The 10551-nt window shown below is 41.4% G+C and carries 9 protein-coding genes and 1 pseudogene; 7 read left to right on the top strand and 3 right to left on the bottom strand.

The window, feature by feature from the left end; translation table 11 throughout:
* The 4 genes and pseudogenes from H5181_RS13505 to H5181_RS13490 all read left to right on the top strand — a co-directional run.
* A pseudogene (locus tag H5181_RS13505) lies at window positions 1-118 on the top strand (IS630 family transposase); the annotation flags it as partial.
* Window positions 119-985: 867 nt separating this feature from the next.
* Window positions 986-2011, top strand: coding sequence for an HlyD family secretion protein (locus H5181_RS13500; RefSeq protein WP_182751289.1), 1026 nt, complete (start codon window positions 986-988; stop codon window positions 2009-2011).
* Between the two features lie 15 nt (window positions 2012-2026).
* Window positions 2027-4783 carry a ribosome-associated ATPase/putative transporter RbbA gene (gene rbbA / locus H5181_RS13495; protein ID WP_182751288.1) on the top strand — a complete coding sequence of 919 codons (2757 nt, stop codon included), beginning with the start codon at window positions 2027-2029 and terminating at the stop codon, window positions 4781-4783.
* Window positions 4784-4786: 3 nt separating this feature from the next.
* Window positions 4787-5911: an ABC transporter permease gene (locus H5181_RS13490; protein WP_123884497.1), complete on the top strand. Its 1125-nt coding sequence runs from the start codon at window positions 4787-4789 to the stop codon at window positions 5909-5911.
* 89 nt (window positions 5912-6000) lie between these two features.
* On the opposite strand, the gene H5181_RS13485 is transcribed toward H5181_RS13490, so the two are convergent.
* Window positions 6001-6231, bottom strand: a complete 231-nt coding sequence (locus H5181_RS13485) for a hypothetical protein (protein ID WP_182751287.1) — start codon at window positions 6229-6231, stop codon at window positions 6001-6003.
* A 372-nt stretch (window positions 6232-6603) separates the two neighbouring features.
* Here H5181_RS13485 and H5181_RS13480 point away from each other — a divergent pair, with 372 nt between their 5' ends.
* Window positions 6604-7050, top strand: coding sequence for an Hsp20 family protein (locus H5181_RS13480; protein WP_011637033.1), 447 nt, complete (start codon window positions 6604-6606; stop codon window positions 7048-7050).
* Window positions 7051-7192: 142 nt separating this feature from the next.
* On the opposite strand, the gene soxR is transcribed toward H5181_RS13480, so the two are convergent.
* On the bottom strand, window positions 7193-7633 hold the full coding sequence (soxR, locus tag H5181_RS13475) for a redox-sensitive transcriptional activator SoxR (protein ID WP_123884498.1): 441 nt from the start codon (window positions 7631-7633) through the stop codon (window positions 7193-7195).
* Between the two features lie 101 nt (window positions 7634-7734).
* Between soxR and H5181_RS13470 the strand changes: the two genes are divergently transcribed.
* Window positions 7735-8157, top strand: coding sequence for a VOC family protein (locus tag H5181_RS13470; protein ID WP_182751286.1), 423 nt, complete (start codon window positions 7735-7737; stop codon window positions 8155-8157).
* A gap of 98 nt (window positions 8158-8255) precedes the next feature.
* Here H5181_RS13470 and pepE read toward each other — a convergent pair whose 3' ends face one another.
* Entirely contained in the window at window positions 8256-8963 is a 708-nt protein-coding gene (pepE, locus tag H5181_RS13465; RefSeq protein WP_102037785.1) for a dipeptidase PepE, read from the bottom strand.
* 268 nt (window positions 8964-9231) lie between these two features.
* Between pepE and htpX the strand changes: the two genes are divergently transcribed.
* Entirely contained in the window at window positions 9232-10095 is an 864-nt protein-coding gene (gene htpX / locus H5181_RS13460) for a protease HtpX (RefSeq protein ID WP_059746198.1), read from the top strand.
* Window positions 10096-10551 lie beyond the last annotated feature (456 nt).

Here is a 10551-nt window from a genome sequence, read left to right as displayed (position 1 = left end):
ATATGACGATATTGTTGAGCAGTGTTCCATTGCATGGAATCGATTTATTGCAGAGCCGGAAAGGGTGATTCAACTATGTTCTAGACGGTGGACAAAATTGACCAATTATTTAATGTAAATGGTATAATTGACTTACAAGAGTCGTGAAACAGCCCGCTATTATGTAGTGGGCTTTTTTACGTCTGTAATTTGTTGAAATTACGGTTTGGTTAATATGAGCATAATGCTTGTGTGGGCGATATGCCCATGCGAAGTAGGTCATTTTCAGGTGCCTAATTGACTTAAAAGAGTCCCGAAACAGCTCGCTATGATATAGCGGGCTTTTTGTGTCCGTAACTTAGGCAATGTTTATAAAATTGACAATGTGAAGATATAGCTAAGTTTTCAATTATTGGTATTTGACATATTAATGAGCAAAATTGATTAATTAAGTTGAAGATAACGGTACGATTTGATGGGTTTAATATTTGTTCAATATCACCGACTTATTAGCCAATAATGAGGCATAGATCAAAGTTTACTTCAGTTTGTTGTTACAAAATAAATTTAAGTTCTCGATCTTATTTATTATTTTGGTTGAATTAGGCGTTGTTCAGAGTGAAGCATTGAGCCATTCAATAACGACTTAGGGATTATGCGAGAAGAATAAACATATCAACAAATGATATCCGAATTTAACGATTACAATAGAACATTTTGCCACCATCGCCCAGATGAATTTTCCGTTTATGCGATGCTAGATCAATTTTGCAAGGCTGTTATATCTGTTCATTTTATATATGACACGCTTATGCATATCTAGGCTGCCTAGCCGATGATTTAATGCTTAACAGTACCAATGAAAACATTAAATAGGCATGTAATAACCATAGTTGATCGTACATCAGTTTGAAATAGTTAAAGGCCTTTGGTTTAAGCATCATGCAATGCCAATCTCCAGTTTTGAAACGATACTTATTGTTAAATAAAGAAGGACTTTTAGACAATGAATAACACTATTAAGAAAGCAATATATGGAGGCGTTTTAATAATTGTCATCGCTGGGTCTTGGGCTGTATGGCAGTATTTTCAAGCACAACCATTGGGTGCTGGTTTCGCCTCCGGTAACGGAAGGATTGAAGCTGTACAGGTTGATATATCAACAAAAATTGCAGGTCGCGTCGATACAATCATGGCGCAGGAGGGCGATCTTGTTCAGGCAGAACAGGTTGTCGCAAAAATCAATACAGATCAACTGCGAGCTCAGTTAATCGGTGCAGAAGCAAACGTTGCCAGTGCAGAAAGCCAAGTCGCATCCGCTTTGGCAGCCATAGAGCAGGCAAAGGCGGAACAATTACTGGCTGAACAAGAGTTGCATCGGGCACGCGAGTTGGTAAAAAATAATCACATCAGTAAGGAAACCTACGATACACGAGTAAGTCAGGTAGCCGTTGCCAAAGCCGCCCTTGAGGCTGCTAAAGCTGGACTAGTATACCGAGAACGTATGGTCGATGCTGTGAAGGCTAGCACTACAGAGATCCAGACTCAAATCGACGATTGTGTTCTCAAATCACCGGTTATTGGCAGAGTTATTTATCGACTTGCCGAACCCGGTGAAGTGCTAGGAAGTGGCGGTAAAGTGCTAACCGTTGTGAACCTCGCCGATGTCTATATGGAGGTCTTTCTTCCGTCAGCTCAGGCTAATAGCATTGCTATCGGTGCAGAGGCTCGAATTAAGCTGGATATCTTAGATTTCGCTATTCCAGCGTCTGTCAGTTTTGTGTCACCGGAATCCCAATTCACACCAAAGCAAGTTGAAACACTCAGTGAACGCGAAAAACTCATGTTTCGTGCCAAAGTACGAATACCGCAAAATTTAGTCCAGAGCCATATTGATGATGTAAAGACAGGGATTCGCGGGGTTGCTTACATTCGTCTGACAACAACATCCGGAGAAAAGCCTGCTCCGTGGCCGGATTTTCTTCAGAAATTACCACCGCAAGCCGAACCCGTTTCAGTCAATAATAACTAATGTGGGTGCAGTACCATGGACCAACAAAATTATCCTATCGTCTGCATTAAGGGTGTTACGCATACCTATAAGAAAGTGAATGCTATCGAAGATGTGTCATTGACCATTCCATCTGGGATGATGGTTGGCTTACTCGGTCCTGATGGTGTTGGTAAGTCGACGCTATTGGCCCTTATTTCGGGCGTTCGCAAGTTACAGCATGGCAGTCTTGAGGTGCTTGGCGGTGACATGGCTTCGGCCCGCCACCGCTCCGAAGTTGGCCCTCGGATTGCCTACATGCCCCAAGGTCTGGGTAAAAACCTTTATAGCGAGCTTAGTGTTGCCGAAAACCTAGATTTCTTTGGAAAGTTATTTGGTCAGGGAGCCTCTGAGCGTAAAGCTCGAATCGATCGTTTGACTAAAGCAACAGGGCTTCACTCTTTTCTATCAAGGCCTGCGGGCAAGTTATCTGGTGGCATGAAACAAAAACTAGGGCTCTGCTGTTCGCTTATACATGATCCTGATTTGTTGATATTGGATGAGCCGACGACTGGTGTCGACCCATTGTCAAGGCGACAATTTTGGCAACTAATCAACGCTATTCGCAGCGAAAGACCCAGCATGAGTGTGATTGTGTCCACTGCGTACATGGACGAAGCAGAAGACTTTGACTGGCTGGTTGCAATAGATGCTGGACATGTTTTGGACACAGGTACTCCAGCAGAGCTAAAAGCCAAAACCAACACCAGTAATTTAGAAAAGACATTTGTGCGCTTACTACCGGAAGGGAAGCGGGGAAGTGGTAAAGAGCTTATTATCCCTCCATTTGAAAAGACTGCTGGCACACCTGCTATCATAGCGAAAGGGTTGACTCGACGCTTCGGTGATTTTACCGCTGTGAACGACGTTAGTTTTGAAATTCAAGCTGGCGAGATTTTTGGTTTTCTCGGTTCTAATGGTTGTGGCAAGACCACCACAATGAAAATGCTGACGGGTTTGCTGCCAGCTTCTGAAGGTGAGGCTTTTTTATTCGGAAAGTTAGTTGATGCGAACAATCTAGAAATGCGCAAGCGTGTCGGATTTATGTCACAAGCTTTTTCGCTGTATGGCGAACTAACGGTGATGCAGAATTTAACCTTGCATGCTCGCTTATTTCATCTGTCACCGTCAAAAACAACAGAGCGGATAAATACGCTGGTTGACCGTTTTGGTCTGCGCAAACAAATAGATGATCTAGCTTCATCGCTGCCACTTGGCATCCGTCAGCGGCTTTCGCTCGCGGTTGCGGTGATCCATGAGCCCGAAATGCTCATTCTTGACGAGCCTACTTCAGGTGTTGATCCTGTCGCTCGTGACGAATTTTGGGAGCTGCTTGTTGAATTGTCACGTCGAGATAAAGTGACCATATTTATTTCTACCCATTTTATGAATGAGGCTTTACGTTGCGATCGCATTTCGCTCATGCACGCTGGTGAAGTACTTGTTTATGATGAACCGCAACATCTAGTAGAAGCCAAAGGTGCAGCCTCGCTCGAGGAAGCATTTATCAATTACCTGAAAGATGCCATTGGAACGACTGCCGAAGAATCAACCGATTTGGCTTCTGTGCAGCCAGATGATTCATCAACGTTAATAAGTTCACCTTCAACCACTTTAAAACGCCACTATTTTAGCTTGAATAGGTTATTGGCATACAGCTATCTCGAAATGATGGCGGTAATGCGTGACAGGATACGTTTGGCATTTGCCTTTTTTGGCAGTGTGATCTTATTAATTGTTATTGCTTACGGTATATCGCTAGATATAGAGGATCTCACTTTTGCCGCGCTGGATCTGGATCGTACTCCAGAGAGCCGCCAATATTTAAGTAACTTTCAAGGGTCACACTATTTTATTGAGAGACCAGAACTGCAAAGTAAAGATGAACTTGAATGGCGTCTTAAGTCTAACGATATAACCTTAGCGATAGAGATCCCTCCGGGCTTTGGCCGTGATTTAAAAACGGGCCAAACTCCTAGTATTTCTGCTTGGATTGATGGTGCTAATACCACCAGAGCAAGCACTATAGAAGGATATGTCACTGGTGGCCATATACGCTATCTTACCGAGTTAGCAACAAATGCAGGTATCAACGCAAGAGCTCTATATAAAGTAGATCTAAAGTCTCGATATCGTTATAACCCATCATTTGAGAGCATATTTTCGATTGGGCCGAAAACGCCTGCCTTGCTGTTGCTCTTTTTCCCCGCAATCTTGATGGCGGTGAGTATCTCGCGTGAGAAGGAGGTTGGCACTATCACCAACTTTTACGTCACACCAACAAACAAACTTGAATTTCTGATAGGCAAACAGCTGCCTTATATTGGCATTGGCATGGCTAACTTTTTTATTCTGACATTCTTAGTGGTATTTTTGCTACAAGTACCGCTAAAAGGTAGCCTGCTGGGCTTAACTGTGGGAGCTTTCTTTTACGTTTGCGCTTCAACGGGTATTGGGTTAATTGTTTCCGCGTTAACTAAGACACAGGTTACCGCTGTTTTTGCGACTACAATTGTGTCTTTATTACCCACAGCACTTTTCTCCGGGTTAGTTCAGCCAACATCAACGTTAGAAGGCGGGGGATATCTTATCGGTATGGCGTGGCCCGCAACCTATTACATGCATTTGAGTGTCGCTGCATTTACCAAAGGATTGGATTTCTTTGCCCTAGCAGGGGATTTAATGATGCTATCCATTTATGGTCCGCTCTTTGTCGTTTTGGCTGCAGTATGTTTGACAAAACAAGAGGCATAATTGATGAAAACCTGGAGTAACATTTTTTGGCTCGGTACTAAAGAGTTACGCAGCGTTCTTGGTGACGTTGTTATGGTCATGCTAATTATTTTCCTATTCAGCGCCCAGATTTATTCACGATCAACAGCCATCAGCGAGTCGGTTAATAACGCTTCGATTGCCATTGTCGATGAAGACCACTCTACGCTTTCTCGTAGCATTGCCAATGCTTTTTATCCGCCTTATTTTAACCTAGCAGAGCAAATCTCTGCTACTGAGATTGACCAAGTTATGGATCAAGATCGTTTCATGTTTGTGGTCTCCATTCCACCAAGGTTTGAAGCCGATGTTCGTGATGGGCGCTTGCCGAGTGTACAGATAGATGTTGATGCTACCGCAGTGACTCAAGCGAGTCTAGGTAACCACTATATTCAAAATATCATAACTAACGAGGTGAATTTTTTTGTTAATCGTTCAAACGAAACAACAACCTATCCAGTGGCTTTAGTTCAACGTCGAGCCTTTAACCCAAATGGCACAATGACCTGGTTTAGTTCGATTGGTGCACTGCTCGATAACGTAACCTTGCTGGCCATTATACTGACTGGCGCTGCGTTATTGCGTGAGCGTGAACATGGTACCATTGAGCACTTGCTTGTTATGCCACTGACTTCGTTTCAAATTATCATGTCGAAGGTATGGGCTAACGGATTAATTGTTTTAGTAGCTTTCTCGTTATCATTGTTCTTTATGGTTGAGACCTTGTTAGATGTACCCATTGCAGGATCTCGATGGTTACTACTTGGCGGAACGACCATTTATTTATTTGCAGCAGCAGCCATCGGTATTTTTCTCGGTACAATTGCCCGTACGATGGCACAATTTGCACTACTGTTGATGATAGTGATAATACCCATGATGTTACTCTCTGGTGGGATCACTCCGATTGAGAGCCAGCCAGCTATTATTCAACCATTTACATGGCTTTTCCCTTCGCGGCACTTTATGGCTTTTTCTCAGGCCGTTGTTTTTCGGGGTGCTGATATCAGCATAGTGTGGCCAGAATTACTCAATATCATTGGTCTAGGGGCTATCTTTTTTGCTTTCAGCCTTGCGCTTTTCCGTCGGTCAATTGCCGTTAGTAAGTAGTTTATATTCTTACTTTTCATATTATGGGTTTAATGCCTTTAAACCACAAAGCCACCAATTACGGTGGCTTTGTTATGTAGAGCACTTGATTATGCGTTATTTATTTTTTGCTTTAGATCATAAGCATCGTCGGTAACAACACGTTCAAGTACTTCAATTCGTTGACGCAGGGCGTTAATTTCATCATGCAGTGCTTTATTGTTAGTTGCTTGTTCTGCCGTCGTATGTGATTGCTGTTGCTTGAGCTTCATTATAGTGACAATAAAGCTGCCTAAAATGGCCAGAATAGGAATTAATAATGCCAATGTTGGTGGGTTCATAATGCGTCCTTAATTGTTTTTATTTATTGTCTATTATTGTGACGTTTTCAAGCAGAATTACTAGTGACAAAAGTCATCATTGTGAAATGAACACCAACTTATTCATTATGGTATAAATTAATTATTATTTTACCTATTGATTATAAAGTCTATTTTTTATTTTCGATTATTAGTAGCAAACATTTATATCCACTGCACTTGATATAGCGCCGGTGGTCCATATATCTAATTCTGTAGCAGGAATGAATAATGAAATGCTCGATTGAGGTTTCAGTTAACTGTCTACCACAGTGCCGTAAGGGCTGTGAAAACCAAACACCACAAACATACAGTGGTTATTTTTTACATATTGCTTTAGACAAGGGTATGAACATGCGTAATTTTAATATTTCTCCAGATTTAACACCTCTTTACCGTAGTGCAATTGGTTTTGATCGTTTAGCACAACTTGCTGAACATGCAGCAGCTAACAATAGCAACAGTGGTTATCCTCCATATAATATTGAGCTTTTAGGCGAAAATCGTTATCGGATCACCATGGCGGTAGCGGGTTTTTCTATGCCAGAACTCGATATTATGAGTGAAGGTGAAAAGCTATTAGTAAAAGGTAATAAGACTGCTAACAGTGATGAACGCAAATATTTGCATCAAGGGATTGCTGAGCGTGGTTTTGAACGTAGTTTTCAATTAGCGGATTATGTGCGGGTCGTCGGTGCGGAATTAGAACACGGCTTATTAAATATTGATTTAGTACGTGAAATTCCAGAAGCTATGAAACCTCGTAAAATAGATATTGTGACTACCAAAACGCTTAGTTAAGCCTTTATTGTGAGTCTAATACGATTAGTGGCTTAGGTGTTAACAGCATTTAAGCCATATTCTCTACCTAATCGTTTATCTCCCCCTAATTTAGCTAATTGCTAGGCCTAGTTTGTTATTAAACTAGGCTTTTTTGTATTTATCATTTATTCAAAAGCACTGGACCAGGGCCTTGTTCTACAAGAATATCGTTTGGATTATACAGTGGACAGTTTTTCATCGATAAACAACCACAACCGATGCAACCTTCGAGCGAATCTTTCAATTTTTGCATCTGGGCTATCCGCAGCGTAAGTGATTTATTCCAAACATTTGATAATTCTGCCCAGTCTTCTTTAGTCGCTGTTCGTTCATTGGGTAAAGCAGCAAAAGCATGCTTGATATCATCCAACGATATCCCTAATTGTTGCGCAGCTTTGATGAGCGATATTCGCCTGATAACGTCTCGTGTATAACGACGTTGATTACCATTATTGCGCCAACCGCTGATGAGACCTTTTTGCTCATAAAAGTGAATCGCAGAGATGTTTATTCCACAACGTTTGGCGACTTGGCCAACACTTAGTTCTACATCTATTGACATTCAACCTCCGATTTTTTTTATCATTTTGGCAAAAATAATACTTTACCTCAAGTTAGCTTGAGGTATTAAGCTGTGTTGCATTAACCATAAGGAGATAAGTGATGCGATTAGAACATTTAAATTTAGTAGTTAATGACTTAGATGAATCATTAGTATTTTATAAAGCGGTCTTTCCACACTGGCGAGTGCGTGGTGGTGGCGAGTCTGTTTGGCATGGTACGCCGCGGAAATGGCTTCACTTTGGTGATGATTATCATTATTTATCGTTAAATGATTCTGGTAGTGGCGAGGTGCGCGATCTTAAAAGCAATGCATTGGGTTTGGCACATTTCGCTTACGTTGTGGACAATATTGATGCATTAGTTGCTAGATTGTCACAAGTGGGTTTTGAGGTGGCGATTATAGGCGGACATGATCCTTTTTATAAAAGCCGTTACTTTATTGACCCAAGCGGATTTGAAGTTGAGTTTGTTGAATACTCAACGGATATTCCCAGTGAGCGAAATCAATACGATGGCGAGTAGCTTATCAATATGCACCATTGGGCTTATAGAGTAAGCCCAATGGTTTTGATCAAAACCGATTATCAGCAAACGTAATAGGTTAAGAGCAGGTAAGCTGACTAAAGGTAGTGTGACAAGTCGGTGTTAGCGGTAAGTTCAACTTCTTGTTGTTTACCATGGAATAAATAAGCCGTCTCATTACCAATAAGGTGTAATTTATCGCCTTGGCGCCATAGAGCGCTGCCTTCTTGGATTCCTATCACCGGTGTCAGTGGATCGACCATGGTAAATTCTAACAGCCGTTGCGCACGAGTTTCACCATTATGGCCTGGCATTTGGTAGTTGGTGTAATGCGGATTTAATTGGAATGGCAATATACCCAATGCGGTAAAAGAGGGCGGCTCGACAATTGGCATATCATTGGTGGTACGAATGCTGGCACCAGTAATGTTTGATCCCGCACTCCAGCCCACATACGGCATGCCATTTTCTACTTTTTCACGAATTAAGTGCAGTAAGTCGTAGCGATACAATTCGTTGAGCAATTGGAATGTATTGCCGCCACCAACAAAAATACCTGCAGCATCTAGAATGGCTTGTTTTGGGTCTGCAAACTGATGAATGCTACTAATGGTAATTGGCAGAGGTTCAAGCGCTGTTTGTACTTTTGTTAAATACTCATCATAACTTACACTGACGCCAGCATAAGGAATAAACAACCATTGTTGTCCTGGCTGAGTGAGTGGACGAATAAGCTCAACGGTATGGCTTAGATATGTCGAATTACCGACCCGTGAGGCGCTCAACATTAATGCATTAATGGGCATAAAAAGTCCTTTTTGGTTTTAGTTTTTGACAGTTTATCAAAGATTAATCATTGCCGACACTGAGTTTGTTTTTGTAGTCTATTTTTCAGTTTCAATTAATCAATCCTCCCTAGAATCTGCTCGCGTGAATTTCAAGACGATGTTTTATCTAGCTATAAAAGAGTCATAAATCTTTTTTAATATAACTAAGCTTGAATTTTCATTTTATGGACATATTATGTCTATAGTAACAATCGTAAATCGGCACTTTTGCCATACAGGAGCTTTAATGAAGCGTATATTTTTGTTGATTGCAACCAACTTTGCCATCTTACTGGTTGCCTCAATTGTAATGTCTATTCTTGGGGTTAATACCTCAACGATGGGTGGACTGTTAGTATTTGCTGCCATTTTTGGTTTTGGTGGCTCGTTTATCAGTTTAGCCATTTCAAAATGGATGGCTAAGAAAACCATGGGTTGTGAAGTTATCACTCAACCACGTGACAGTATGGAACGTTGGTTAGTCGAAACGGTTGCACGCCAAGCTGAAAAGTCTGGTATTAAGATGCCAGAAGTGGCTATATACCAGTCGCCAGAAATGAACGCATTTGCAACCGGTCCAAGTAAAAATAATGCCCTTGTTGCTGTGAGTTCTGGTTTGCTTTACGGCATGACCCAAGATGAGATTGAAGGCGTACTTGCCCATGAAGTGAGCCACGTGGCAAACGGTGACATGGTGACATTAACCTTAATCCAAGGTGTGGTGAATACCTTTGTTATTTTTGCTGCACGCGTTGTTGCTGGTATTATTAACAATTTTGTTTCCAGTAATGATGAAGAAGGTGAAGGCCTAGGTATGTTCGCGTACATGGCCGTAGTATTTGTGCTTGATATGTTATTTGGTATTTTGGCATCAATGATAGTGGCTTACTTTTCACGTATTCGTGAGTTTAAAGCTGATGAAGGCGCGGCACGTTTAGCAGGCAAAAATAAAATGATTGCCGCATTAGAACGATTACGTCAAGGCCCTGAATCCGGTGCAATGCCAGCGCAAATGTCAGCCTTTGGTATTAATGGTAAACGTTCAATGGCTGAGTTAATGATGAGCCATCCGCCACTAGAGAAGCGCATCGCTGCACTAAAAAATAGCTAGTATTCATGCGTTTATCATCATTTACAGTGACATTATATTAAGGAGCCTTTTGGCTCCTTTTTTATTGGTTTTGATAGGTTATGATTGAATATGAAGTGTCATACCAATCTCTTTAAATATCTGATCAGTTCAGAGTCTCTCAGGTTTTTTAATTCAAGGCGCATTGATGTAGAAATGGTTATTCCCTTTTAAATCGATGCAACACAGAAGTGGAATACCTGAGAGACTCCATTCTGGCGGGTTTCAAAGTACTTTATGCTTCGTTAGATGCTTTCAAAATACGACGGCATGGATGCTGGAGGTAGAGTAATGCAGGAGCTTGTTACCGAGAATCACTATTCGCTTCAATCATCTGCCTTGCCTATAGCACTTTGAACTCCCGCTGAAAGATCACATATTTAATAGGATTGGTATTAATCGGGTAACTATAGTTAACTAATAGTATTAATCGCTCGA

Source organism: Shewanella sp. SG44-2, from assembly GCF_014164215.1.
GTDB classification, from domain to species: Bacteria; Pseudomonadota; Gammaproteobacteria; order Enterobacterales; family Shewanellaceae; genus Shewanella; species Shewanella frigidimarina.
This window is presented reverse-complemented; position numbering and strand designations above follow the sequence as displayed.